Origin of the sequence: Enterobacter cloacae complex sp. SYL003 (assembly GCF_049236925.1) — a bacterium.
Lineage (GTDB): Bacteria > Pseudomonadota > Gammaproteobacteria > Enterobacterales > Enterobacteriaceae > Enterobacter > Enterobacter intestinihominis.
The window spans coordinates 37,463-62,224 of sequence record NZ_JBMKJK010000003.1; the positions used below are offsets into that span (position 1 = coordinate 37,463).

At 52.6% G+C, this 24,762-nt stretch carries 29 protein-coding genes; 2 read left to right on the plus strand and 27 right to left on the minus strand.

Going from position 1 to position 24,762, the window contains the following annotated elements; translation table 11 throughout:
• Positions 1-2: 2 nt before the first annotated feature.
• The 21 genes from ACOT1A_RS04690 to ACOT1A_RS04790 all read right to left on the minus strand — a co-directional run bounded on the left by ACOT1A_RS04690 (position 3) and on the right by ACOT1A_RS04790 (position 20,291).
• Entirely contained in the window at positions 3-3,548 is a 3,546-nt protein-coding gene (locus tag ACOT1A_RS04690) for a host specificity protein J (protein WP_276169963.1), read from the minus strand.
• A 53-nt stretch (positions 3,549-3,601) separates the two neighbouring features.
• Positions 3,602-4,207, minus strand: a complete 606-nt coding sequence (locus ACOT1A_RS04695; protein ID WP_032668962.1) for a tail assembly protein — start codon at positions 4,205-4,207, stop codon at positions 3,602-3,604.
• Positions 4,208-4,250: 43 nt separating this feature from the next.
• Positions 4,251-4,592 (minus strand): hypothetical protein, encoded by a 342-nt coding sequence (locus ACOT1A_RS04700; protein WP_072026015.1) that lies wholly within the window; start codon positions 4,590-4,592, stop codon positions 4,251-4,253.
• Between the two features lie 29 nt (positions 4,593-4,621).
• Positions 4,622-5,332: a C40 family peptidase gene (locus tag ACOT1A_RS04705; RefSeq protein ID WP_032668965.1), complete on the minus strand. Its 711-nt coding sequence runs from the start codon at positions 5,330-5,332 to the stop codon at positions 4,622-4,624.
• A gap of 1 nt (position 5,333) precedes the next feature.
• Positions 5,334-6,092 (minus strand): phage minor tail protein L, encoded by a 759-nt coding sequence (locus tag ACOT1A_RS04710; RefSeq protein ID WP_023305932.1) that lies wholly within the window; start codon positions 6,090-6,092, stop codon positions 5,334-5,336.
• On the minus strand, positions 6,089-6,427 hold the full coding sequence (locus ACOT1A_RS04715) for a phage tail protein (RefSeq protein WP_017384364.1): 339 nt from the start codon (positions 6,425-6,427) through the stop codon (positions 6,089-6,091). Before ACOT1A_RS04715 ends, ACOT1A_RS04710 begins: the two co-directional genes overlap by 4 nt.
• Positions 6,428-6,429: 2 nt before the next feature.
• Complete coding sequence (locus tag ACOT1A_RS04720; protein WP_368958414.1) at positions 6,430-9,711, minus strand: phage tail tape measure protein; 3,282 nt, start codon at positions 9,709-9,711, stop codon at positions 6,430-6,432.
• A gap of 35 nt (positions 9,712-9,746) precedes the next feature.
• Complete coding sequence (locus tag ACOT1A_RS04725; protein ID WP_032622502.1) at positions 9,747-10,010, minus strand: phage tail assembly protein T; 264 nt, start codon at positions 10,008-10,010, stop codon at positions 9,747-9,749.
• Positions 10,011-10,033: 23 nt separating this feature from the next.
• Positions 10,034-10,435, minus strand: a complete 402-nt coding sequence (locus ACOT1A_RS04730; protein ID WP_032622503.1) for a phage tail assembly chaperone — start codon at positions 10,433-10,435, stop codon at positions 10,034-10,036.
• A 54-nt stretch (positions 10,436-10,489) separates the two neighbouring features.
• Entirely contained in the window at positions 10,490-10,960 is a 471-nt protein-coding gene (locus ACOT1A_RS04735; RefSeq protein ID WP_000202242.1) for a phage tail tube protein, read from the minus strand.
• A 54-nt stretch (positions 10,961-11,014) separates the two neighbouring features.
• A complete protein-coding gene (gp17, locus tag ACOT1A_RS04740; protein WP_276169961.1) occupies positions 11,015-11,362 on the minus strand; it encodes a tail completion protein gp17 in 348 nt (115 codons plus the stop codon).
• Complete coding sequence (locus ACOT1A_RS04745) at positions 11,359-11,808, minus strand: HK97-gp10 family putative phage morphogenesis protein (protein ID WP_032622505.1); 450 nt, start codon at positions 11,806-11,808, stop codon at positions 11,359-11,361. The genes gp17 and ACOT1A_RS04745 overlap by 4 nt, the downstream gene beginning before the upstream one ends.
• The gene (locus ACOT1A_RS04750) at positions 11,805-12,155 is read right to left on the minus strand and encodes a phage head closure protein (protein WP_276169960.1); all 351 of its coding nucleotides are present in this window, start codon (positions 12,153-12,155) and stop codon (positions 11,805-11,807) included. Before ACOT1A_RS04750 ends, ACOT1A_RS04745 begins: the two co-directional genes overlap by 4 nt.
• An 8-nt stretch (positions 12,156-12,163) precedes the next feature.
• Entirely contained in the window at positions 12,164-12,490 is a 327-nt protein-coding gene (locus ACOT1A_RS04755; RefSeq protein ID WP_048243843.1) for a head-tail connector protein, read from the minus strand.
• Positions 12,487-13,530: a phage gp6-like head-tail connector protein gene (locus ACOT1A_RS04760; RefSeq protein ID WP_233158516.1), complete on the minus strand. Its 1,044-nt coding sequence runs from the start codon at positions 13,528-13,530 to the stop codon at positions 12,487-12,489. Before ACOT1A_RS04760 ends, ACOT1A_RS04755 begins: the two co-directional genes overlap by 4 nt.
• A complete protein-coding gene (locus ACOT1A_RS04765; protein ID WP_276169959.1) occupies positions 13,527-14,885 on the minus strand; it encodes a phage portal protein in 1,359 nt (452 codons plus the stop codon). Before ACOT1A_RS04765 ends, ACOT1A_RS04760 begins: the two co-directional genes overlap by 4 nt.
• Before the next feature lie 203 nt (positions 14,886-15,088).
• A complete protein-coding gene (locus ACOT1A_RS04770) occupies positions 15,089-17,023 on the minus strand; it encodes a phage major capsid protein (RefSeq protein ID WP_276169958.1) in 1,935 nt (644 codons plus the stop codon).
• A gap of 58 nt (positions 17,024-17,081) precedes the next feature.
• Positions 17,082-18,743, minus strand: a complete 1,662-nt coding sequence (locus ACOT1A_RS04775) for a terminase large subunit (protein WP_108367712.1) — start codon at positions 18,741-18,743, stop codon at positions 17,082-17,084.
• Positions 18,740-19,234, minus strand: a complete 495-nt coding sequence (locus ACOT1A_RS04780; protein WP_105322670.1) for a terminase small subunit — start codon at positions 19,232-19,234, stop codon at positions 18,740-18,742. Before ACOT1A_RS04780 ends, ACOT1A_RS04775 begins: the two co-directional genes overlap by 4 nt.
• A 105-nt stretch (positions 19,235-19,339) precedes the next feature.
• On the minus strand, positions 19,340-19,708 hold the full coding sequence (locus tag ACOT1A_RS04785; RefSeq protein WP_421625507.1) for an HNH endonuclease: 369 nt from the start codon (positions 19,706-19,708) through the stop codon (positions 19,340-19,342).
• The gene (locus tag ACOT1A_RS04790; protein WP_370658810.1) at positions 19,701-20,291 is read right to left on the minus strand and encodes a hypothetical protein; all 591 of its coding nucleotides are present in this window, start codon (positions 20,289-20,291) and stop codon (positions 19,701-19,703) included. Before ACOT1A_RS04790 ends, ACOT1A_RS04785 begins: the two co-directional genes overlap by 8 nt.
• A gap of 168 nt (positions 20,292-20,459) precedes the next feature.
• Between ACOT1A_RS04790 and ACOT1A_RS04795 the strand changes: the two genes are divergently transcribed.
• Positions 20,460-20,717, plus strand: coding sequence for a hypothetical protein (locus ACOT1A_RS04795; protein ID WP_040117529.1), 258 nt, complete (start codon positions 20,460-20,462; stop codon positions 20,715-20,717).
• Here the strand turns inward: ACOT1A_RS04795 and ACOT1A_RS04800 are convergent.
• Both ACOT1A_RS04800 and ACOT1A_RS04805 read right to left on the minus strand, forming a co-directional pair.
• The gene (locus tag ACOT1A_RS04800; protein ID WP_136128982.1) at positions 20,671-21,006 is read right to left on the minus strand and encodes a hypothetical protein; all 336 of its coding nucleotides are present in this window, start codon (positions 21,004-21,006) and stop codon (positions 20,671-20,673) included. The two genes, ACOT1A_RS04795 and ACOT1A_RS04800, sit on opposite strands and share 47 nt — an antisense overlap.
• Before the next feature lie 11 nt (positions 21,007-21,017).
• Positions 21,018-22,475 carry a glycosyltransferase family 2 protein gene (locus ACOT1A_RS04805; protein ID WP_276169957.1) on the minus strand — a complete coding sequence of 486 codons (1,458 nt, stop codon included), beginning with the start codon at positions 22,473-22,475 and terminating at the stop codon, positions 21,018-21,020.
• A 190-nt stretch (positions 22,476-22,665) separates the two neighbouring features.
• On the opposite strand from ACOT1A_RS04805, the gene ACOT1A_RS04810 reads away from it, so the two are divergent.
• Positions 22,666-22,956 carry a Bor family protein gene (locus ACOT1A_RS04810; RefSeq protein ID WP_032671404.1) on the plus strand — a complete coding sequence of 97 codons (291 nt, stop codon included), beginning with the start codon at positions 22,666-22,668 and terminating at the stop codon, positions 22,954-22,956.
• Positions 22,957-23,066: 110 nt separating this feature from the next.
• On the opposite strand, the gene ACOT1A_RS04815 is transcribed toward ACOT1A_RS04810, so the two are convergent.
• From ACOT1A_RS04815 to ACOT1A_RS04830, 4 genes are all read right to left on the minus strand, one after another.
• The gene (locus tag ACOT1A_RS04815) at positions 23,067-23,294 is read right to left on the minus strand and encodes a hypothetical protein (RefSeq protein WP_108367717.1); all 228 of its coding nucleotides are present in this window, start codon (positions 23,292-23,294) and stop codon (positions 23,067-23,069) included.
• Positions 23,295-23,726: 432 nt separating this feature from the next.
• The gene (locus ACOT1A_RS04820) at positions 23,727-23,915 is read right to left on the minus strand and encodes a hypothetical protein (RefSeq protein ID WP_047719375.1); all 189 of its coding nucleotides are present in this window, start codon (positions 23,913-23,915) and stop codon (positions 23,727-23,729) included.
• Positions 23,916-23,980: 65 nt separating this feature from the next.
• Complete coding sequence (locus ACOT1A_RS04825; protein ID WP_020690713.1) at positions 23,981-24,184, minus strand: hypothetical protein; 204 nt, start codon at positions 24,182-24,184, stop codon at positions 23,981-23,983.
• A gap of 145 nt (positions 24,185-24,329) precedes the next feature.
• Positions 24,330-24,707, minus strand: a complete 378-nt coding sequence (locus ACOT1A_RS04830) for a hypothetical protein (protein ID WP_062939161.1) — start codon at positions 24,705-24,707, stop codon at positions 24,330-24,332.
• Positions 24,708-24,762 lie beyond the last annotated feature (55 nt).

The window sequence follows — 24,762 nt, forward strand, 5'->3', positions numbered from 1 at the left end:
CGTTACCATGTGCCCGTGATTCTCCCGATCTGTACCCTCAGCACCCGGTTTGAGTCCCGAACGCTGATAGTTTCGTTTGTCTGCTTCATGGCCCCTTCACCAGCCGTCGAACCGTAGCTTTCGATCGTCCCCGTTCTAAAGTTGATGGACAGGCCAGCCTGGTTCTGAACGTAATTAACCGAGCTGATTGTTTCAGCCAGTTTTGCTCGCGTGATAGTGGCATCACCTATTACCGTATCCCTGATAATTACCTGACCGTTCTGGATAACGAACGGAAGGGTCACCGTGGCTCCGGCCTGGTGCGTTACGGCGAAGCGGTCAGCCAGGAAGATGACCTGCGACTGCATGCCGGACGGCGTATTCTCCACGCCGATCCCCATCCCTGCCGCGTAATACTGACCATTGCTGGACATCCCGACCTTGATGCTGTACATCGCCTTCAGGTCTCCGTTGACGTTCGCAATGGCCTGCGCGTTGGTGGTGATCGCTGAAGTGTGCCCATTGACGGTTGCCGTGATGCTGTTTACCTGCGTGGCCATAGCCTGCTGGTAATCCGAGAACGTCTGGTTAAGGCTGTTGATGGATGCCTTGTTGCCGTTCACGTCAGTCTGCAAGCTCAGCAGCGAACGCGCCGTTGCCTCCTTCTCGTTGACGATCACCTCATCAATGCGGTCCAGCTGCGCGCTGTTACCGGCGACCGATGCCGACAGCGTTTTGCGCGCGGCCACCTGCGCCAGATTGCCCTGAATAATCGCGATGGCGGAGTTCTTCACTCCCCCCGCCATGCCGTCCACAGACACGCTGATGTTATCGATGCGTTGGCCCAGCGCGGTATCAGCCGTCGCCACTGTCTGCTCAAGCTCGCTCAGAGAAGAAGACACATCTCCAACCGTGCTCGACAGGTTTGTAACGCTGGTCTGAACTTTCCCGATATCCTGGGCGTTTTTGGCGATTTCCTGCGCCTGTTGCGCCAGTTCGTCGTTGGCCTGTTTGATGTCGTCAGCCATGCCAGCAATTTTTTCATTGCTGTCTACCGCGTTCTCGATCAGGTCTTTGAACGTATCGGAGCCTTTCATGTCCTCCAGAATGGCATCGGTGATATCGGATACATCAATGCTGGCCTGTCCGCGCACAAAGTCTGTATACCCTGATTCGTTTCCGCTGCGGTCCACCAGCTGCGCGCGGTACCAGAAAATTTGCCCTGCCTTAAGGCCCATCTGCTGATACTTGCGCTGCGGATAGGGTACGTCTGCCAGCAGCATCGCATCGTCTTCCGTCCCGGTCGGGCTGTACTGAATTTCCGTCTTCAGCGTGTCGTCGGTGTTCGCCGGGAATCCCCAGCTCAGCTCGATACCGAATACCACATTATCGGAAGCGATGAAGCCAACCGGTTTCGGCGGATTGCCCACTTTCCCCGTCAGCGTTTTCTCTTCCGAATATCCCCATCCGGAAGAAATTTCTGCGGCATTGATGGCGCGTACACGTACCAGATAGCGCCCGGCATAAATCCCAGGAACGTCGAATGACGTGGTGGAACTGCGCGACACGTTAACCCAGTTCCCGTCGTTGCGGCGCCATTGCGCTTCATAGGCGATAGCATTCTGCGCCTGGTCCCAGCTCACGCGCATGGTTTCGACGCTGATATTCTGCTGCACCACCGAAAACGAACTGATTACTATGTTTTCTGGCGGTGACTGATTTCCCGGTGGGATCACGCTCACCGGACGCTGGTCAATGATGGCTCCGGTATCGATTCGGGCATATTTATCCGGATCGTGCCATGCACCGGTAATGGTGAAAGTGCCATCATCGTTATCAGTGACGCTCACAACACGGTACTGCTGTGCGTACAGTTCGTTTGACTCAACCACCCAGACAGCTTCGGCCTGCGGCGTCTCACTGTATGCGGTGGTGACTGTGACCGATTCCCCGTTAACCGCCTGAATTGTCCTGCTCTGTGACGCTCCGGAGGGAAGGTTGAGGATAAGGCGATCACCTGCTGCTGCATCAGCTACACGGTCAAGTTTGATAACGCGACCATTAACTGCGCTGATGCGGCCGCCCATAACCTTTCCGGAAAGAAGCTCGTCTGCCAAGGCGATGATATAGCCAGGCTGCGGAATGTTTCCGTCCAGCCCGACATCAAACGAAACAACGCGATCCTTGTTGTTGGTGAGAATACCCCAACGCCCCTTTCGGTTCGCTTCTGACTGTCTGGTACAGCCGATGGCTGTCATTTCCAGCTGATTGAAGCCGTACCGTGCCACCAGCGCCTGCTCGAATACAGGTTCCATCGCGTCAGCGTAGGCGTTACCGGGATCGGACCATGAAACCAGCGCTGTGGTGTAGCGCGTTTTCGTGGTGCTGCTTGAATAACGGGGTTTGCCGACAATATTTGCGAGCGTGTAGCTGTAATCCACATCACGGGGCATATCGGCCAGAGCAACGATCTGATCGCCGCCCCAGTACGTCATGCCACGGAATATGGCCGCAAAATCACGCAGGACTGTATAAGCGTCGTTTCGGTCCTGGATGTACACGTTGCAGGTATAGCGTGGTTCTGTTCCATCGCCACCCTTACCGTCCGGCACCATCTGATCGCAATACTGGGCGACCTGATAAAGCGTCCATTTATCGATGTTAGCAGCAGTCAAACGGTGACCGAGGCCGAACCGGTCAGAAACAACCAGATCGTAAAATATCCACGCAGGGTTATCCGTCCATGCCCACTTAAATGCCCCGGTCCATGTCCCGCTGTAAGAGCGGGTTTCTGGGTCGTAAGTATCAGGAACCCGAATAACGCGGCCACGAGGCTCACAGGAGATCTGAGGTATAGAACCATTAAACTGGCTGGAGTCGAATTCGATGTACAGCAGCGCGGTGTTCGGGTATCGCAATTTCGCATCAATCACCTCAGTGAAGCTCTGTAGCGTCATCGTGTCGCCGATCTTCGCACTGTTGGCGTCAGCGGTAATTTTGCGTAGTCTGATTGTCCAGGTGCTGCCTGCCTGAGGTAAATCAATACGGTGGCTACGCTCATAACCTGAGGTCGTTTTCCCGGTCACGCTGGTATTGAGGACTGTCTGCCATGTCCCGCCGTCCGTCTGCAAGTCAATCGCATAATTAACCGAGTAACCAACCAGATCGCCATCGTCCTCCTGTTTGAAAAGCGAAGGCCATTTGAGGCGTAAACGAACCGCCGAAAGCTGTGTATTGGTGAAGGTTCGTGTCCACGCTGTAGCGCTCGTTACCTCGGTTCCCACGCTGATTTCGTTTTCGGTACCGGGAATGCCCTGAATGTACTTCTGGGCCTGCGTACCCGAGCGAAATTCCCACGTAACGCCGCTGAAGTTTTGGGAGCCGTCGGCGTTCTCCAGCGCCGTTCCGTCCAAGTAGATATCCTTCCCGGTGAGCTGTCCAGCAAACTCCCCTTCCCCAAGCGCAACGAGGATCTTTGCCTTCGCTACAGATTGCAGATCATCAGGCTGTTCGGTAGGAGTTCGGGAGCTGGAGCTCCCCCCTTTTTGTCCGGTAATTTTATTCGCCATATCGCGCCCATAAAAAAAGCCACCCGAAGGTGGCTTGTAAAAAGGTTTGTTATCTACTGCTGATCTTCGACATAAATCCCGGCGGAAATAATTGCCCCGCCGATTCGCCGGCGGCCGTAAAGGAGCGGAACCGGGTAGCCCTGTGCGGCGGTATTTGTCACCCCGCCGAACGCATACGATGCACGGTTATCTGCGCTTTGTTTACTGGCTATGCCTGATGGCTGCGGTGAAAGCAGTTGAATAACCCCACCGAGGACCAACGAGGCACCAGTGGCAGCAGCAAACCCCGTCAATCCACCAGCAGCGAAAGCAGCGCCAACACCACCAGAAACAAAGACAGCCGCGGCTATTAAAACTGCTCCTAATATGGTCTGAAAAAGACCAGCGCGCTTACTACCGATAACAACTGGCATGATCCTTACTACGTCGCCTTCACACGGAAAACCCATCTCATCGGCGGCAATATTCTTTTTTCCTTTAAATACTGCGAAAGTTAATCCACGACGCTTACTGCTGATCATGAAGCTTTCGAAACCGGGTAATGTTTTACTTAAAGCAATAGCTGCTTCACCAGTACGGGATATCAGTCGTTTATGTGTTTTACCGAAGGTCTTTCCTAATACTCCGCCGAGCTGAATTGTTGTCATTACTTCTTTCATATTCTCACCATAAAAAAACCCGCCGAAGCGGGTTAAGTATTGGTTAGATACAGTGTTCTATTACTTTTATCCGGCTGTTGATTCGATAAGCAAAAAGGCCACCTTGATGTCGAAATTCTATCTTGGTAATTCCACCTTCAGATATTAAATCAACCATCTCAAGTTGAGATTGTGTAAAAACAGTTTTGCCACCGTCATAAGGCTGAATAAAAACGCTTCCGTATTTTTGGCTTTCTTCTTGCCAGCCAACAAGTATACATTCAGATACCGCATCAATTTTTTTCCTTGATTGAAAAGTATTTGACGCTGGCTCATTCCGAAGATCCTGCATGCTCGAACATCCAGCCATGATTAACAAAGAAAGTGCCAAAAATGCTTTTTTCATATCCCTATCCCCTTTGGTTTTACAAAAGGTTAGCACAGAGATTTGTAACGTAGAATCTTCATCGTTCGTTCCTGCCAGTAACCGCCATATGGTACTCGCTGACTCAGGTGACCGTACAGGTGGTGCAGCAGCATATTGCCCTCCAGCAGAATTCCCGCGTGGTTCCACTTATCAGCCTGCACCTGCATAATCACCATGTCGCCAGGCTGCGGCGGGCCGTCAAATTCACGGAAACCGCATTCGTACCAGCATTCCTGATAGAAATTGTCAGGGTAGTCATTTTCCCACCATGGATAATTTACCCGGTAATCATGCAGCTCAATGCCGTGCGTCTGCCGGAAATAACTCATCACCAGCCCCCAGCAGTCGTACACGCCCAGGACGAAAGGTCGTTCAATTAGAGGAATTTCTCCCCGCGGCATGATGGTTCTCAGGTCGCCTTCCGGCCAGCTGACAATGTGCCAGGGCAGCCCGTTAAGATCACACTGGGCCTTGTCAGTTTCGCTCGGCTGGGTGGTGGCGTCAGGGTGGCTGTGAACGATAGCAGTGACCGGCCCCCATTCTTCCGCCGCGGCGTAGTCTTCAGGGCAAAGGACAAAATTGTCCTCAGGGTCATCGGCCACGTTACGGCAGGGAAAGTAGCGCTCCACCCGGCTTTTCTGCGCCACCACACCACAGCACTCACGAGGATATTCAGCGGCGGCATGCGCCATAATCGCATCAATGGTTTTCTGACGCATATCAGCTCCTGATCAGCGACGTACCCGGGAACCCACCAAACGAGAGTTCGTTGCTTTCACCGAACCGAAGTTTGCAGGCCGTCAGCGTGCCGTTGCATTCATCCAGTGACGGATCGCTTACCGGGTTGTTGTTTTTGTCGAAATAGCGCGTACCGGCATAGTCGCAGCCATCGCCGGTGCGGTACTTATTACGAATGCACCATGTACACAAGGAATGAAGCTGCCGCGTCGGGATCATTTGTCCCTGAAGATCCATAGGGCTGGACAGTACAAACTCGATGGTTTCGCCAGCAAGCTCGGTCGTTTTCCCGTCGATATACCAGACCTGAAGTTTCTCCTGAGTCGGATCTGCTGTAGGGTTACCGCCTGCGAAGTTTTTCGCGTCGAGATATTTTGCCTTTGTGTCGTGAATAGTGACCTTAGCCTGTAGCAAATCGTCGTACGCAAGACACAGGGCAGAAATAGAGCTTTCAATGTTCGCGACCGTCAGAGATGGCGTCGCATTGCTGCCACTGGTCGATTTCTCCAGCCCTTCCAGCTGATACGGCCAGGCGGAATATTCATTACCCTGCCACCAGATTGGTTTCGCCGGGAGCTTGGCCTCATCCCCGCCAGCGGCAACTATTTCCGCTTCGGTGTGGGGAATGTTGTAATTGTGAAACCGGAGAACGTCCGTCAGTCCAAAAGAAGAACCGTCCACCTCAATCAGGCGAACGTCGTTCCCTGATTCCAGCTTCTGATAGTCTGCGTTTAAGCTCATGGTTTAAATGCCTGGATGAATGTTGCTTCAAGGTTGAATTTCCCCGCGCCGAGCCCGGTGGGTTTATATGTTTCGCAACGATACAAACCCAAAGGTTCGAGCGGTGGCTTCCACTGAAAGGCTTTCGTCCCTTCATGCCTGTCGAGAAAAGATTTAATGGCGGAAATGTAGGTTTCGTTGCCAGTAAAGTTGAGCGTCCACTGCTGGGTTCTGGTATTCAATCCATCCCCTGAAACCTGCTCATATCCATCACCAAACTGTGCTTTCCTGACGCGGAAATTTATATCTGCCTCAGCGTTAATTCGTGGGCACCAGGTGAAAGTTTCGATAGCCATTTTTATCGGGTTCCTTTCATTGCGTTCCAGATGTCACCGCCAGGGCGAATATCTCGCATGATGTTCTGCTTATATCGCTGATCAACATATTTACCGACATCAGCACCAAATTGCTCAAGGCCGGGTGAAGTCTGCGTGGAGGTATTTCCGTTGCCATCGATGGTGATATAAACCTGTGGCGCCGAAGATACAGACTGACCACCACCAGCGCCGACCGCACGAACACCGAGTGAACCATCCGGTGCGCGGGTCAGCGGCATGATTGCCTCCGGCCCAGCCTCGCCCATGATTCCGGCCCCGCCTTTCGCGAAAGCGAACATGGTGGGGTTTCTGACGATCCCATTACTGAAAGCGCTCAGAGATGGAGAGTCATAAACGCCGCCTTTAGCGTTAAACTGGAAGCTCGAACCGTAACTGGAAACCGCAGTACCGGTGCTGGCTGATGCTCCCGCGCCGCCCCCGAAGAAGCTGCCTACGCTGCCGATGAGTGAGCCAAAAATGCCAGAACTGGAAGACCCACCCCCCATCGCGCTGACCACTGCCATTTGCAGAGCGACTTTTCCGATAATCTGTAAAACAGAGATACCCCAGGATTTCCAGCTGACCTTATTGCCTTCCAGCATTGAGGTGACATTACTAAACGCGCTGTCGAGTGTGGTTTTCACTCCATCAGAAACCGTGCCAGAAACATTGCTGATTTCATCGAACCAGTTGGCATAGCCGCGCGATACTCCAGCCATCCAGTCCGCTTCAGCTGCTGCTATAGCCTTGTATTTCTTATCCAGGTCATCGAGGGCAGCCGCGCGTTGTGCGATGGCCTCGGTGCCGCCGTCCGTTTTAGCAAAAACACGCTCGATCTGTTGCGTCTCGTCGAACCGGCTGCGCTGGCGATCACTCATGCCTGCGGTTTCGGTTGTCAGTGTCGCCTCATCCCTGAACTTTCGGGCCGCTTCAGTTAAATCCTTCAGAGCATCGGCTTGTTCGCGCTGCTTACGTACGTTTTCATCGGCTTTTTGCGTCCATTTTGCCAGCTCTGCTGATGATTCCTGGATAGCCTTGCGTTGCTCGTCGGTCCATTTAGTGCCTGCCTGATGCGATGCTGCGTATAGCTCAGACGCTTTTTCTCCTTCCGTTGCCCTGACGCGTTGCACATCGATAGCCACGCTCAGATCGGCCATTTTGCGGGCATATTGCTCAGCGGTGCTGGCTGCTGCGCGCTCGGCTTTACTCTGAGCACTTGAGGCGGCAGTAGAGGTTTTTTTTGCCTCGGCTGCTGCTGCATCCTTTTTGGCGGCCTGATCCTTGTTGTAGATGTACTGGGTATAAAGTGCTCCAGTCAGCTTCAGATCTTCCGCTTCATAAACGTGCTGCTGATGAAGTTTCTCTAATCCACTTAAGCTGGCCAGCTCATTATCGCGGCGTGAACGTTCCAGTGCTGTTTGCTGCTGAGGCGTCGCATTAGCCATTGAAACCACAGGCCCCGCATACTGCGGTGGTTTGGCGCTAGCGGTTGCTGACATTGAGCGGTTTAGCAGGTCATAGGCACCTTTCAGGATTGAGACGGCGCCAGCCTGTTCGATAGCCTTTTGCGTTGCCAGGTCGCTGGCATCGTTCACCAGCTTCTGCGTTTGCTCGACTTTTGAAGCGGCCTGTTCCCGCTGATACTCCAGCTGATTCAGCTTATCGGTAAGTTCAATGTTTTTGGCCGTGATGTCGGCCTGGTCCATGAAGGTATTGATCAAGGTCAGCGTCGGATGGCGGTTATAATCCTGCTGGATTTGATCAACCGCCTTGAGGCTGTCTTTCACCTTCGCGATCTGAGAGTCGAGGTCGGCCAGGTCCTGCTTTTGCGCCTGTAAAGAGGTCCGCGCATCTGCGGCGGTCGAGCGAAGACCGAGCACAGACATCTGCTGGAGTTTGGTGTTGATCTCGTCAAGGTTGTTGGCAAAGCCGACAGCCTCACGGTGTACCTGCTGGGTATGCTGATACAGGCCATACATCGCAGCACCGGCACCGATAATAACACCTGGCCAGCCACCGAGAATGCCCAACACTCCGCTACCCAGCCGTGACATCACCGAGGCTGTATTGGTGAGGTTGTTAACGGCAGAAGCCCTTCCAGCAAGCGCTGTGTTCAGGGATGCCTGAGCTGCGGCAAGATTACGTTCGGCAACAATCTGAGCCTCAATACTTGTCGCCGCTGCGCGCGCCTGTTGAGCGCGGTAAACCGCCTGGCGGCCAGCAGCAACGCTAACCTGAGCGCCACGGACCTGAGCCTGAGCCAGCGCTACCTCGGCGGCCGTATTAGCGAGCACTGCACGGGTTGACTGGCCGACGCTGCCGACCATATTGCCAAAATAGCGAGCCAGACCCACGCCAACGAGAATGCCTGCCGTGTTTGCCACATCATCAATGTTATTCGCCAGACCATCCAGCACGCCGGATAGCGTGGAGGATGCGCCGACGGCATCGTTCGCCCCGCCAACCCAGGCGAGAAAAGCATTTTGCACTTTCTGTGCAGAACCGCTGATTGACGCCGGAAGAGTGTCAAACTCTTTACGCAGGGTCTCAACGTTTGTCAGCAGCGGGACGATCTTGTTGGTCGTCAGCTCGCCGTTGTTGGCCATATTTCGCAGGCCACCAACAGTGGTACCCAGACCATCAGCCAGCAGTTTCGCCAAGCGGCCACCGTTCTCCATGATGGGGTTAAATTCTTCGCCTCGCAAAACGCCTGAGCCAAGCGCCTGGCTAAGCTGGGTGATAACAGAGCTTGCCTCTTCGGTACTGGCGCCAGACAGCTTCAGCGAGGTTGCTACGGTTTCCGTAACTTTTGCGACGTCTGCGGAGGCATAACCGGCATCACGCAGGGACTGAGCAATTCGGCTGTAAAGGTTGCTGTTTGCCTCGAGGGATGTTCCTGTGCGCTGGCTGATCTCCATCAGCACGCGCTGAGATTCCACGTAATCCTCGCTTGAGGAGGCAGCCAGGCGCAGACGCCCATTCAACTGGTTCCAGGTATCAGCAAACGCGATGAGCTGATGCGTGGCAAATGCCCCAGCCCATGCCCCGGCAAGCTCAGTCACAGAAGAGCGCACGCTAGCAAGCTGAGAATTCAGTTCAGCCAAAGACCGCTGAGTTTCACGCGTGGCCGCTGCTGCTTTTTTCCCGCCCTGTTCCATAGTGCGGTAGTAATCCGTCCCCATACGGGACGCTCTGGCGATCTCAGACTGAAAAGAAGACGAGTTCGCAGAAATTTTGATGATTAGCTCGCGCAGCGTTGCCATATTTCACCCATAAAAAAAGCCCGCAGCCGCGGGCGTCAAAGACTGGACATCCATTCTTCAAGTTCAGAGACTTCAGAGCCTTCTTCCTGCTCACCCCATTTCAGCATCACGTCAGGTATGGTGAATTTCCCGCCCTGAGAGTTCAGCATTGCAACGGAGATCTGCGCCGCCTGTGCATCGGAACGCCAGTCCCCTACAGGGCTTATGCGGTCAAACTCGATCCACATCTTGAGCTCACTGGCGGTTATGGTCTGGCGCAGTTCATGCAGAGTGCGCCCCATCCGGAGCGCCAGTGACATCAGGAAGAAGGTCAGCGGCTGCTTTACGGCTTTCCCGCTTCTTCCTGACTCATTCCGAGGCCAAGAGCCTGAGCCAGCAGGCGCGCATGCACAGGACCATAAATTTTGGATACCAGCTCCTGATCCTCGTCACTGAATACGCGCTCGCCGTTTTCATCCAGCAGTACGTCAATAAACAGAACCACATCCGCCTCTTTGTTACGCAGGAACTTCTCCGCCTCCGTCAGCGTCGGGGCCTCTTCGCCTTCGGCGAGCTGAGGATTTACGATTTCCCGGAATTTCACCCAGGCATCGCCGGACGGTTCGCGCAGCGTTACCTTTGCGCCATCCCACTCAGGGACCGTAATACCGTCTTTTGTGCGATAGGCTTTTGATGCAGTAAGCGCCACGTCGCGTAGTGAATTCTGTGATGTTTTTTGCGCCATTTCATTTTTCTCTTGTTACATGGTTGAAGGGATAAAAAAAGCGGCCGAAGCCGCTCAGGAACCAGACGCGTAAATGCGTTTAGGTTTGCCGCGTACACGCAGAGAATAAGTCGCGCCAACAACGGATGAGGTTGCAGCAGACCATGAGCTCTGACGAACCTCCACAAGCACGTAGAAACCATTACCAGACGGGAATACCACGCGCAGCGCACGCAGTTCGTCATTTTCATAAGCGGTCTGGAGTGCCTCCTGTGCTGCTTCATCGCCAACCCAGTTACGGGTAATGCTCATTTCAGCAGGTGCGGCGAGGCCGTTCGTTTGCTCCTGTTCAGTTGAGCAAAGCGTGGTTACGTCAATATCCCCTTTTTGACCGCCAGTGAAGGTGATCTCCTTTGTTGCACAGGCCGCTTCCAGCCAGGTAACACCAGCCCCCGGGAAACCTGAGGCATTAAAATCCTCGGCGGTTACGGGTGCGTCGGAGACGGCAAAGGTCATCCCCTTTGTAACTTCATACTTACTGGTCATGATTTCTCCAGATAAAAAAAAGACCGCCGGAGCGGTCTGTGATGGTGAATGAACTTAAACGGTCACCTGAAATTCAAGCGTGGCCCGGTGATAATGCAGATCAGGTTCATAACCAGGCGTTTTGACAATGTTCTCAGGCTTCAATGTTTGCAGGGCTTCCAGCGCCATATTCCTGATCGTACGCGCTTCAGTGATAGTGCTGGAGTAAACATCGACTTGCACCGAAACGGCTGATTCCGCCTGGCCGCAGAGAACGTCGGCGGCCGCGTCGGTAATAATCGAGAAAATTACCCAGGGCGGCGAGACTGAAGGCTTCCCGTCACTGCCGAGCGGCGCAACGTAGGGATAAACCTGTCCTCCGGCCAGCGGTTCCAGCAAAGGATAGAGATCGTCTTCCGTCATTTGCTTAACGCCTCGTCAATGGCCTGGTTCATGCGCCTGATCGCGACCTCTGTCGCCTGCTCCTGGCGGACGTCAAACGCGGGACGAATGAAAGGATGTGGCGGCATGTTGGCAGTTCCCATTTCAACGAATCGCCAGTAAAAGGCGTTTCTCGGGTTATTCGCCTTCATCGTGTTATCGCTGTTGCCGGTGCGCGGGTTAACGCCACGAATATGGACGCCGGAAGAAATCTCCCCGCGGCGGCGGCTTTTTTGGGTCACCACCACCACGTTTTTTTTCAGTTTCCCGGTGCGCACTGGTGCGCGTGCGATTACTTCTTCCTTAAGCACTTCGGCACCGGCGCGCGTAGCATCACGCAGGACCTTGTTGTTTTCAGCGCGGCTAAGCGCCTCAAGGTCCTTTGCGATATCATTTAACCCAGAAAAATCGAGGCTCGTCTCAATCATTTTTCGGTACCCATTTTGCACAATATCTCAAGACGCTCACCCTTTTCGTCGGGGATGGGCGGGCCTATAACGTTAAGGGTTTTACCTCTGTATGGTCCACTCTGAACCTTTAGCCTGGATGCCGCGGTTATTGTTTCTCCCGATTTCCCCCGAACCCATACCCTGACGTCAGCCTGAGCAATTTCGGCACCGGCAACCATTAATTCTCTTCCGCTCCGGCCCCTTATATCTGCGCGGATGGTTTCACCATCTTCCCATGTTTGAACTGGCTGGCCTGAATCGTCACGTATATGTACGGGGTTTTGTATCACAACAATTTGTATGAGCTTACCAGCGGATATAGCCATTAATGCCCTCAAATAATTGTAGGAAGTCGGAGGTCATGAATTAAAAACGACACAGAAAAAGGAAGCTCTCCATGAATTAAATCTTCTTTGTCAGCTAGATCAGGGTTTCGGTACAGCATGCCCACCAGACGCATCGTGGCGGCCTTCATCCGACTTAGCGCTTCGCCTTCTATTAACCTGCCTTTCTCATCAACGATCTTGTCCCGGCTTCCCTGGATAAAAGCCAGCAACACCGAACTTGCTTCCTGTATTTTTTCCTTAAGTGGGCCGTCGTCAGCATCATGATCAATGTGCAGGTGCTCCTTAATCTCAGCCAGTGTCACAAGTTCAATCACGTTTTATCCCTCCCGTCGCGGCCACGCTTGGCAGCCAGGGTCCAGCCTTTCGAACCTGCCTCACCCGGCTTGTCCTGGGTCTGCTCGTCGCAGTGCCAGAGCGAACCGCCCCATGTAACTGTGTCGCCAGGCAGATATTCCTGACCGGATTTGAATACGCCCTGATAAATCATCACAGGCACGTCAAATGATTTGGTTTCGCTGGCGCCACTGGTGCGGTTAACCGTCAGGGTGAAGCAACGCTGCTCAGATTGCTGAATATCAATACCCGCCACACCATCAACAAGACACTCCCAGCCACGCATACCATGGGTTTTCTCGTAAGCGCGCCACAGGCCGCCGTTATGCGTGGCATAGCTGCCACGTGGGTAGCTTTTCCCCTCATCAATGAAAGGTAGAATCTCCAGCGACAGGGCGTCCCGGCCATTTTCTCCATCTTTACCCGGCTCTGCTGCGGGCAGAGCTGCAATCGCCTCATTAACCAGCGATTTCACATCTGGCAGCTCCGGCATGGATGCGGAAACCAGCTCCTGAATCATCGGCTGGACGTCTTCAGTTGTGACACTTTTACCGTCCTTCGGTACCGGGATGGCGGCTACCGCCTCACTGACAGCTTCTTCAACTGCCTGTTTAAGCATGGCGGGCTCAAAGTCTTTACCGTCCTTTGGTACAGGTATCTCTGCCACGGCATTGCTGACCAGTTCCTGTAAAACGGGGGTGATTTCGTCTACCGTGACACTTTTACCGTCACGCGGAGCCGGGATAGCAGCTACCGCCTCGCTGACCATAGTGGCAACATCTGGAAACTCCGGCGCTGCCTGGGCTGGTAATTTAGCAATTTCCGCTTTCACCATGCTCTCGACGTCTGGAGCGGGCGCATTACTGATTTCTTCAACCTGCTTTGCGAGCCTGGTTAGCCTCTCCTCATAGTCCTCTTGCAGCGCCTGAATACTTTTACTTAAGCTGTCACGCATTTCAGCGAGAACCTGACCAAATTCCTCACCCAGCACCTTTATCAGGGATAGTTCGCGTTCATTCATTTTGTAAGAAATCCTCTGATCATGGCTTTGGCTGCCGACTGCTCAGCATCGGTTAAAGCCTTTCCTTCATTCGTTGAGGCTGAAGGTTGGGACAAACTGCTTTTACCAAACGGATCATCCGAAGCATCACGGCGCGCCAGCGCCTCAAGGCTGAAGTTCTGCTGTTGAAGGTAAAGAGAGTCCCCTCCAGCCAGGGGAGGCAGGTTCTCACTTTTCCTCGCTTCGTTTGGTGTGAGGATAGTATTTTTCACCCCTTCCCCCAGGGATTTGATACGGCGTTCACTGTCCATACGCAGCAGCGCATTAACATCAAACTCAGTCCCCGTATCACCCTCAAGTTCAAACGCTTCATCCAGCAGCAATTCGATGGACTCAATCAGGGACTGAAGACACTGTGAGTAATACTGCTGATCCTGCGCCTCGATGTTGTCATGCGTTGGCAGTTCACCGATGCCAACCTTATAAGCAGGCACGTGAAATACTGAACAGACAATCTGCGCGGTCATGCGAAGCTGTTCGACAGTTTGCGCATCAGCAGCTGAGACCGTCCGGGGAACATATTTCGCACCATTGCTCAGAATGGCGGTTTTACCCGCATTTTCCCCGGTATAACCAGTGTCCCAGTTTTCTTTGATCTTCCTGGCGTTCTCTTCCGTAATCGAGCCCGGAACCTCGATAACACCGCTGGGTTTCCCGCCATTGCGGAAAAAGTACGCTGAGCTTTCCTGAATATGGTGACCCTGCATTGCAGCCAGACCAGCAGCATAAATCGGCGAAAGACCAATGAGGGGATGAAACAGACAGTTGAACCGATCGTGAATAACCTCTCGTGCCGGTACTGTCACAGATGATTCAATGCCGACCATGTTATCCGGATTGATCTGGTAGAAGACAGAGCCATCATCAGCTACCAGCGGCGTAACTTTGTTCCAGTCCAGCAGCCTCAGCTCGGTTATCTCACCGCGATTGTTCCGGATCTTGAGCGCAACGGTATTGCCTTCGCACAGCTTGGAATTCAGCCATTGCTCAAAGAACTGGATGCGGTTCTGAAAGGCATTTGGCCTGGAATACAGCGCGGCTATCTTTCCGGTTTTAATTTCCCTCCGAACGCCATTTGAATCCTGTTTCATCAGGCGCGGAGGCATTTTAGCAATATCACTTGCGATCAGAGATATGCAGGAAAACACAGCATAATAGGAGAGAACCGTTTTGGGCTTAATTTCCATGTTCTGCTGCCAGGCCCCGGCGTAGGGTTCGTGGACATAACTGAACATCGGCGTCCAGCCCCCGCGGTTGACAACAGGCTGCTGTAGATTTTTGACTTGCCCCTCTTTTCTTCGGAAAGGATTCCACATTAGCCGTTCTCCGCTCTACGCTTATTCTTCCTCACCCTGGTAGTTACCTCGGTGAAATATTCTGCCTTGCCAAGCAGCACCAGCACCCTTGCGCACCGATCGTCCACGGTCTTTACGTCTCCCGTAACAGAGTCATGTGTGCGTTGCAGATATCTGATTTTTGCCATGCAATATGGCGGGGTTTCCCCCGCCCTCCTTTCGCGTTAGCTTCCCTGGTTAGAGCCGTAGTTCACACCAGAAATAACCGCCACCGCTGCCGTGCGGCGACGCTTCCAGTTGATCCAGCGCTCGGCACGGATAGCCACGCTGTTCGTCTGGAACATGGAAACCAGCTCCGTTCCGGTTGGGCTGACGCTGTCGCCAGTAGGATCGCTTTCCATTTCCAGAGAGGCTTCACGTGACATATCCACTGCCACACCACCGTCGTCAGCCAGATAAATATCCGGCGCGTTCAGCAGGGTAAGATTGCTTCCGGCGAACTGCGAAACGATAGCCGGAAGCCCCTGGAATGTGCCGCCAAGCAGGGTCATTTCCGGATACATTTTCTGGCTCAGAGCATTTTTCTTCATGGACAGCGCCAACGCGTTGGTGCTGGACATGATCCACACGCCGCCAGTTGGCTGGAGGTTATTGGAGACAAACTGAGCGAATGCCGCTTCAGCATCTGCATCCGGATCGCCGGTTGATGGAACAGCCACAATACCGTTGGTAATTGAGGCCGGAGAGACGTTAGCAACTTCAGCTTTCGCCGGGTTGATGAAGTCCGTATCCAGGCGTGCAATGACCGCTTCTGCCAGCGCATTACGCACCAGTGCATCAGCTGCCGGATTGGAGAACCGGATCAGCTCATCGGTCAGCACCGCAATGGCTGCGACTTTGGCGAAGCTGAACGTGATGGACTCAAAGTCGAATTTGGTCAGCGGCTTGGCCTTACCCTGACCTACCCAGCTTGCAGATCCGCCGGAAGTTTGTGCCGGAATACGAATGTTGAACGGGACCTGACGCAGTGCAGGAATACCACCCTGACCGAAACGACCGATAATGGTCTGCGGGCGGAGGAATTCAACAAAATCATTTGCGTATTCCTGATACTCCACCAGCGCACCAGCCCACTGAGGATCGGTCGTTGTGCCAGCACCAACAGCGGCTTTCAGCACATGGTGAAGTTTCGCATCATCCGGGTACTGCTTACGTGCAATTTCCAGCGCTTCAGAACGGCTGCCGTTTGCCGCCGCCAGTGCCTTGGCAAAACGGGCAAAGGCGATACCTTTCTCCAGATTTTGCTCAACGCGAATGATCCCCGGCGCGTTTGCCTTAACGGTGGTGACTTCGCCATTGGCAGTTTTTGTTACCGGTTTAGCCGTGGCTGCAATGCTGGCTTCCATATCACGAAGACGTTTCAGGTGTTCGTCTACAGATTTGATCTCAGAAGAAACGTTGTCATAGCTTTCAGTTTCTTCAGCATCGAGGGTACGGCCTTCATCGAATGCTTTGCTCATGATGTCACTTTGTGAAGCTGCCAGCGCCGCACGCTTATTTTCAAAACTTTTGATCTGTTCAGCGATATTCATCGAAATGTTTCCTTTTTTGGTTTTGGGTGCTGTAGCGCCAGCGGTTTTAGAAGTTTTCACTACCGGTTTCTCATTGCCTGACGCGGCGAGAAACTGGCGATCGAAAGATTTAACGGTCTGGATGGAGCATTCGGCATTGGCCGGAATGGTCACCGCCGAGACCTCAAGCAGGTCCCAGGACAAAAAGCGAATACCGCCTTCATCCAGGAAGGAATACTCAATTGGGCGGAACCCAATCGACAGGCCGCGTACCAGCCCCGCCTTAATCGAAGCCCACGCTTCATCAAGACGTGCGATTAACTGGGATGGCATGTCAGGGGTTGGTTTCACGAGCTTTGCTGTGATCTGCAACCCCTCTTTCACCATTTTTGGCGTGCAGGTGCCAATAGGCTGAGAGCGGTCGTGCTGCCAGAGGAACGGCGTATCGCTGCGGAATTTCGCCCCCTCCGGCTCCATAATGTCACCGTCACGATCGGGAGACGGTGTTGAGGCGATGCCGGTGATAATCCGCTCATCCTCATTTACCGACTTCACCGTCATGAGGGTGCAGGCGCGTTTAAGCGTCATTTGCTGGCCTCCAGAAATGAAAAAACCCGCATGCGCGGGCCATTAACTGACGTGTGTGTTAAACGAAAAATACCTGGTAGTCTTTTTTGACCGGTTCGGGGTTAAGAGCCATTAACGTAACGGCGTTGAATGTGGCCATAAGAGGGTCAATTTTCCCCTTCCCGCTGGCCTGTTTGGTGATGAGTATGGCGTTACCTTTCGGCTCTACACGGGCGTTGCCTACGCACCATGCCATCAGAAGCTGACCACCATGAAGCAGAACACCTTCAGCCAGCTTTCGCTCGGTAGTCTTAATGGCGCCGCCGAGTTTCCAGCCCTGGCTGACCCCGGTTACAGCCTCATCAGGAATGCCTGCCTCACTGAGCGCATCAAGAATTTGCCCGACCTCAGAAGGGTCAATCCCGATTTTGTCCAGCAGTTCGGCTTCATAAATCCGGCTGACATACTCTGCAACCTGCTCAACATCCTCGCCCACCCGCTTAACGATCGTCAGGTCACCGGCCCTCTCAAAATCCTTTAATTTTGAAATTTCGCTCTTTCGTCTTTCCAGGGCGATGGTATGCGCCCATGCATGACACCAGCATAACCATTCCCGAGTCTGGCGATCGCGCCCGATAACGGCCAGGCCAAGAAGGTCATCGAGACCACCGCCATCTATACCAACTGTGACCACCTCAGAGCGGCGAAGAATATCGTCAAAAGTGACGCGCCTTGCCTGTTGCTCCCAGAAATCCGCCCCTGCCCATCGGTCAGCGCGCAGGGCGAGACCGATTTCAACGTTGGCGTGCTTGGACATAAAGCCACGGAAGTCTTCTTCCCCGGCCTCTTTCGCTTTGTTGTATTCGCGGTAAAGAAACTGCTCGTCAACGGAGTAACCCAGGTTGGGGTTAACCATCGCGAGGTTATCCAGAAGAAGATGCTCTCCGCTGGCAACCATTTCCGGTGGATGCTCAAATATCACCGGAAGAAAATGCGGGTCGTGAATTTTTCCGTCGCGAACGTCACGAGCGTACTGTAACTTTTTCTTAAACACACCAGCAGGCGGTTCGTTGGACTGCGTGGTTGTGTACATCACAAAGCCTTCCGGTCGTGATGCCATGCCACCGACTGCCTCGCGCAGCATATCTTCGGAGTTATGTTGCTTGCCAAAAAGCCACAACTCGTCAATGAGCGTGCCGACAGATTTAATCCCCGATACGGTGTTGGGGTCGGCGGCCACCACTTTCAGCGTCGTGTCCGTTCCCCTGTGGGTGATGGTCCTGATATGTGTCTGCACCTGACAGAGGTCATCCAGATCATCATCCCGCTTTACCATATCGCGCGCCGGGTTAAAGGCGTTTGTCGCCACCTCTACAGTCGGGGCGATGATGGTGTACCCGGCAGCCTGACGCCAGTTGAGCAGCAAGGCCGTCATCATTATCCCGGCGGCCAGCGTAGACTTGGAGTTTTTTTTGGGGATCAGTACAAACACTTCTGTAATGTGTCTGCGGCCGGTTTCGGCATCATAGGAGCCGAACAGCGCGGCAACGAGATCGAAAACCCACTGTGCGCAGGACTCACCGAAAGTTGGCGATCCTGGAGCATCAACGATTTTCAGTTGTCTGAAAACGTTCAGGGCTATTTCAGCCTGCTCCGGGTAAATCGGGGCAGGAATAATAGACTGGCCTTTCTTCAGGCGCTCCGCCCAGTCAGGGCAGGCAGTTGTCCACTCCGGCATCATGTATTCCCGCGATTGTTAACCACCAGTTTCGGCGGCTGCTGAATTGCGAACTTATTGGCCGCTTTTTTGGCAGCCTCAGCTTTTGCATCCTTCTTACCGCCCTCACCTTTCTTCTGATGCATATAAGGCAGCATGGCCTTTGCAGCATCTTTCCTGGTTTCGATTTCGTAACCAACGTTGTTCATAACCGATTTCAGGAAGTCGAGAGGGTCTTCATACTCACCGGCGGACGATGCCGCAGGAGGTCGTTTTTCTTCAGGAGTGTTTACTGCTGGGGTACAAACATTCCTGCGATACGCAGGTTCGTCATCCACCTCAACTTTTTCTCGTTTTTTCCGCTCAATAAACGCGATGACCTCCGGGTCTTTAGCAAGCTGCGACCCCTTGGAACGCGCGGATTTTTCAGAATATCCCGCCTTTATTGCCGCATCCTTCCGAGACATCCCGGACATCAGCGCGAGAGCATATTTCCGCTTCTGCGCTGTTAACATGTTTACACCCTCCAGAGGGGGATTTTTTCTGCGAATGAGAGGGGGCGAGGTGTCCAGGGCGATCGATGTTTACTCTGGATCATACCCCCCCGGGGTTGGTAGGCCTCAGAGCCCTACAAACCCTGATTCCTGATCGCCACCATGCACCTTATGCTTCAGGGCTTGTTCATCAGGCTGACCCGTAGCGGCTTCACGTGCAGACTTACCTGCATGACATTCAGTGCAGAGCGTCCACAGGTTGCGCTCCGAGTTATCGCCTCCGAACTGAAGCGCGATGCGGTGGTCGATTTCACTGTCAGTCAAATCAATAACCCGATTACACATACAGCAGTGACCACTGTCACGCGCATAGATACGGCGCTTCAAACTCACCCTTGCACTTCCACTTATGCGGCGCTGCTCACCGTAGATTGGCTTGATGCGTCGCGTATCAATGGCTTTCAGGCGTGGCTTTAACGTTGTTAGCTTAGACATGCAACCTCCACGCTCGTCGGCGTTCTGTACGTGGCGCTGAGTCAGGGTGACGCTCAACAGACTCACCATCAGCATGATCCACCAGCGAGTAACACGGATAAACCACAGCCCCGCCATAGGCATCACCAACGGCATAATCGGCAGGCTTGCTTCTGTCCCATCGAGAAAGGACTCGTTCAATATGCTGAGGAGATACGCTATAACAAACGCCGTGTATCAGCCGCGGCAGTGTGATGTAGTCAGCCTGAGTCTTATCAGCAACAATCAGCCGTTCGGCTATCTGCATTTGATACTGAGGTGGGCGGCCAGTGCCCAAGTAGAAACTCACCAACGATTCCGGGAAATAGTTAAGCCATTCACCAACCCGTTCAACAAAATCTGGAACAGGCAGCGCGTCGTCTTCCAGCACGACTACCCGGCAAGGTTGCTCAGCAGACCACTCAAGCGCGCGCCGATGATTCCAGTTCGCCCCATGATTCTCTTCATCGAGGAGGAGATGGGCGCCAATACTCATGGCCAACGCTTCAGCCTGCCGCCGCCGGGCGTGATGGCCGATTACACAGAACTTAAATTCTTCAGCCACCAGCGGAGCTCCATTAAAAAAGCCGCACGATGGCGGCTACTGTCTGAATATCAGGGTGTTGCTTCTCTTTAACCCTGGTTAAGGTAAGCATTCAGCCCGTCAGTGGTGGGACACTGGCGCACTCTGTCGCGGGGGGATGGCTGATTACCTCCGAAAAGGAAAATACCCATGGGTTCCATGTCAGAACTGGAAAAAGCAGTTGCAGATTTGCAACGTGAATTAAAGATTGAAAAAGCCACCAATAAACTGGTTTTTTCTTTGATTATTGAAGCGGTTAACAAGCTGTCACCAAAACAGAATGTTGGGGACGTTCTGATGGATGTACTGAAGGAGGTTACACCGCCTGAAATTTCATCTGCCCCAGATGCTCACGAAGCGATTAAGAGAGTTGAGAAAATAATTCAGAAGAAGCAACCGCGTTCGTAACTTCCTGAATTAAATCGTCAGCGGCTCGGTGCTGAGCCGCATTCACAATCTGATCGATTACAGTTTTCGCGTGAGTTTCAGCGCGCTGCTTGTAACCTTCAAGAGTGAAGTCTGCCGTAATGTCTTCACGATAAGGCACAGTCAGCATTGTTTTCTGATCGAGTTGTACTTTGACGTCACCGCCAATAGCCTCAACCGTTTTACAGTCCAGTCCCTCTGCTGAGGAGTAACCATTAATTTTGAAACCTACAGATTTTTGAGTCGGAAACTCAACAACATACAAAATCATAAGACCTCCTGTTATTTATGGCGCCACCAGGCATTTTCTTTGCCGATACCATCAGTTTTGAAAACGGTATGTACCTGAGGGCCGGTGACCAGCCTGTCAGCAAATGACTGCGCGACAATACCGAACGCCAGCATGTCACCCACCGCGGCGCCAGCCTGTTCTTTCTTCCAGAAACGATAACTCTCGATCCGGTAGTAAAGACGGATGATGCCGTGAGCAAACGCCATCACATCAGCGCGGGTACCACCCAGCAGCCCAGCGTTGAGCATCACATCGTTCCGATGTTCTTCAATGAACTCCTGATAGATGCGCTCCGGATGATTCTGCTTTGCCCAGGTATCGGCGTAGGTCTTTGGCTCAGAGCCAACGTAAATTTTGCCGGGCTCCATTTCTCCCCACGGCGCGCGTAGCATTTCGACATCGGTACCATCAGTACACCAGACGAACCGGTATTCAGGGTGATCTCGCAGGTGCTGCCAGATGTGCAACCAGCGACGAAAGTAGACATTCATCTTCACGTCAGGAACGCGACATAGCTCAACATCTGCCGGGGCCGTCAGTAATTCATCCACCAGCGCTATACGACCACACTGGCGAAGTGATGAGGCCCATTTGCTCAGCAGGTCAGGCGAGGCCGCCATTTTTGTGCCGCGCTGCGGGTCAGGCTGACTGGTAAGCAGCGTTGTGATAACCACATCGCGCTGCTGGCGGTATTCAGCGTAACCAGTAAACCCGGCATCACGCCGTTCGTTGTGGATCTTCACGTTACGTTCCACCAGCGCCTGTCGATCGGGACGCGGTACCGAACGCTCTACGGCTTCATGCTCATCGAGAGAATGAATCAGCTTTTCTGAACCGACCACATCACCGTAAGCCCACGTCGTCAGGCCAGCGTTATGGATACGTAGCGCGAGGTCACTGTGTTCGTACATGCCGCGACCATAAACCGGATCGAATCCACCCACCTTCTCGATGGCGCTACGGTGGTAATAGAGCATCACTCCGCGCTGCCCGGTGTACGCCACATGCTGATCGTCACGGTAAAGCACCGAAAGGTCATTGAGCTTATTCTGGCCAGCAAGATCGAGGAACTGGTAAGCCAGGTGTGGCTCGGGTGATTCGATGTAAGGGAGGTGCCAGTTATCAGCGATAGGCCAGGCATCATCATCCCACAGAAAAAGATGCTCGCACCCGGCATCCATCATGGCTGACAGGCTGGCGTTCTTCGAAGCAACAATGCCGAGTGATGTTTCATGGCGAAGCAGCTGCACGCCGTGTGGCACTACCGCTGCAGGTTTTGAACCATCATCGACAACCACCACCAGCGCACCGGCCGGCAGGTGCATCATGTGCTGTTCAAGCGCTCGTTTCAAAACGTCGGCGCGCTGGTGTGTCGTTATTGCAATACCGATCCGCGATGAAATGATGCTGGCAGGCGCATACGGGACACCATCAATAGTGACCTGCATAATTTTCCTCTGGGAAGTTTATTAATTATCTTATTCGTAATAATGGATGGTCTGACGATAGCAATGGATGATGTTGATAGTTAATCACTAGGGAAGTAGAACAAATCTAAGTTAAACTACTGGTCTGATATGTATAAATTAATGATACATGTCATTATTTTTGCGAACCAAACCAACAATAAGGTCATTTATGAAAAAGTTAATTATGGTAGCTCTGGTTGCCGCAGCTGTTTCTGGCTGCGCTCAACAATCATTTTCAGTAAACAAAGGCATAACGACTACGCCACAGCAAGTTACGACACATCATTTCTTCGTTAGCGGGATTGGTCAATCCAAGCAAATTGATGCTGCTCAGGTTTGCGGTGGTGCTGATAAAGTTGTTCGTACTGAAGTTCAACAGACTTTTGTGAATGGGTTGCTGGGATTTGTCACCTTCGGCATCTACACCCCTCGTGAAGCACGCGTCTATTGCGCGAAGTAATATTTCATAGCAATTGAAACTGATAATCCTCTAGCCCCCTAACAGGGGCTTTTTTACATCTGGTTGATAAAACAATTATCAAGCCCACCAGCAGGTGAGCTTTGTAATGGCTACGAATCCACCGCGTTATGCAGTGCTTCCTGACTGGCAATATGCTCGTAACGAGAAACCGTCTTTCCGTTCTGGTTCATCACGTAGGCGACCTCGCCGGGTTTCAGGAATACATTTTTGTCCATTCCCGATACCGCGATGCTCTGCTGCCCCGGATTGAACCCTACACTCAACCCGCAATGAATATCTTCACCGCCACCTGGCGACATTACTTTTACTGTTAACATGCTTCTTCTCCTGCTTCTTCTGGGAATAAAAAAGGCCGCCCATTGGCAGCCTTTTGACGTTAGAGATGTTACTTATGAGGTATGACATGGTTTACAGCAGAAGTAACACCCGTTTGATTTTGAATAATGCTTCTTAGCTTCCGTGACAGCTGGACGACATGTGTCGAAGATACCAAGGTAAATGCGATTCTCTGTCGCAGGCATAAATGCGCATCCTGTAACGTGTACCTCGTGGTCGCCGTTTGCCTGAGCATTTTTATTGACGTAATAGAACTGTCCCATTTTTAAAATCCCAGAGTGACGCTGCTTCTTGCAGCACCTGAGATGTTAATAATCTTGTAGCTTCAAAGTTACGATATATCCTTAAACTTTGAGCGAGTTCACTTTAAACACTGCTCACGCTAGTACTCAGTGAATGCCTGCTGTAATGCCTTAGCCCAACTTAGCGCGCACCAGAGCATCTTTGGCTTCAAGCAGCTTGCGTAAGCCTGCTGACTTTTCCGCGCTGTCTGGCATGGTTTCGTCCATCAGTGCCGCGAGATCACCGATTGGCTTACTCACTTCTTGTAGGTGCGCAGGTAGATGCTGATACGCAAAATACTTCATGATTGGAGATGACATTATTTACCCTCGGTTAGTAAAAAGCCCCGCTTACGCGAGGCTGGTATTGATTTGGGTAATGGCAATCAATCTTCTTTTTTGATCACCACTTCCTGCGGTCGCATCTGCTGGATCGCCCGAACGATACAGTAAGGAATTACTGCCCAGGCAACTCCCATGGCGGCCCCTGCTGCTTGCTGAGGCGCGCTGACAGCGCCGAAAACCCCAACGATACCTTGAACAAAGCCAATAGCCCCGAATACAACACAAATAGCCCAGAGGATCTTCATCAACCTAACTCCTTTTATTAACGAGCCATTAGGATAATTCTGAATGCCGTTTAGTAAAGCTTTATTGCATGAATTGCCGGAACTTATCGTACCGCTTATAGCGACAACCATTATCAAGCCCACCAGCGGGTGTGCTTTGTAATGGCTACTTCATCAGTGAGGCGGCGTATTCAATCAGGTAAAGCTTCGGAGCCAGCCAGATTTTTAGCCAGTCAAAGTTGAACCAGAATCCGGCAAACATAATGATAGAAGCCAATGCTCCGCAGACTATGTACAAAAAAGCAAAGAAATCTGCACCAGAGTATCCTTCCGCTATTACCCATGCTTTCTTAACCGTCAATAAGAATCCCATTACCGTCAGAATCGCTACCGCCTGAAACATCAGGCTACTTACTGCATTCCATATCAGCAGTTGATGAATAACATCAGGAACCTGAGCCTGACTGAATGAAACCGCTGCATCAACGCCATTACTTGCTTTCTGCAACAGCTCAGAAAGAACTTTGTTTGCCTGTTCGTTCACTACTTCTCCTTCTGGCAGTTAGCCTGCCACGCTTTGTTATGTGTCAGGATGTCTT